This window comes from Azonexus sp., assembly GCF_036170495.1.
Taxonomy (GTDB): domain Bacteria; phylum Pseudomonadota; class Gammaproteobacteria; order Burkholderiales; family Rhodocyclaceae; genus Azonexus.
Window position 1 is genome coordinate 1 of record NZ_JAVHPH010000111.1, and the last position, 1,106, is coordinate 1,106.

1 protein-coding gene is annotated in these 1,106 nt (G+C 59.9%); it reads right to left on the bottom strand.

Translation table 11 applies throughout. The annotated features are described in order from the left end of the window. Nucleotides 1-188: 188 nt before the first annotated feature. Nucleotides 189-1,106: methyl-accepting chemotaxis protein (locus ADADOO_RS03590; RefSeq protein ID WP_511275086.1), on the bottom strand; the 918-nt coding region annotated here is incomplete at its 5' end.

Here is a 1,106-nt window from a genome sequence, read left to right on the forward strand (position 1 = left end):
GCCAGCGCGCCGTGCACCTGGTGAACATGGGTCCGGCAGAACTTGAGCTGCGTCCGGTCAGCGCTCGCGACATATTCGTCGAGCGCCAGCTCGGCGCGTTGCAAGGCCAGGTCAATTTCGCCCTTGACCCACGTCAGCGGGCCCAAATCAAATTCCGTTGCCGCGTTCATAATCTCTCGTGATTATCGTCAGTCGACCTTGAAGCCAGCGACTGAACCCTTCAGTTCGGAAGCGAGCGCGGTCAGTTCGTCGACCGCCTGCGCGGTGCGCTGCGTACCGGCCGTCGTCTGTTCCGTGACGTGCAGAATATCCTGCATCAGGCGCGCCACCTGGGTGGCCGAATCCGCCTGATTCTGGGTTGAGGTGGAAATGCTTTGAATCAGGTCGGCCAGATTGCGCGACACGTCGCCAATTTCCGATAGCGCCTGACCGGCCGCATCGGACAGCTTGGCCCCCTCGACCACACCACGGGTCGATTGCTCCATGGCGGAAACGGCGTCCTGGGTATCCGTCTGAATAGTCTTCACAATGGCCGCAATCTGTTTCGTGGCCTCGCCGGAACGTTCAGCCAGTCGCTGCACTTCCTCGGCAACCACCGTAAAGCCGCGCCCCGCATCGCCGGCCGAAGCGGCCTGGATGGCGGCGTTCAAAGCCAGCACGTTGGTCTGCTCGGTAATGTCGGAAATCAGTTCCACGATTTCGCCAATTTCCTGCGAGCTTTCACCGAGGCGCTTGATGCGCTTCGAGGTTTCCTGGATCTGGTTGCGAATTTCGTTCATACCCTTGATCGAATCCTGCACGGCCAACGTACCTTTTTCGGCTGCCTGCAGCGACTGCCGGGCAACCTGGGCAGACTCCGATGCGTTATCGGAAACCTCGGACATCGAACGGGCCATTTCGAGTGCCGACTGACCGGCCTCCTGAATTTCGGAGGACTGCCGTTCAGCAGCATCAAGCAGTTCGGCCGATGTCTGGCGAGCGATTTCGGTTGCCGCAGTCACGCGATTTGCTGCGTCGTTGATACGACCGACCAGCACGCGGAGCTCTTCAATGGTGTAGTTGATCGAGTCGGCGATGGCACCCGTAATATTTTCACTGACGGTCGC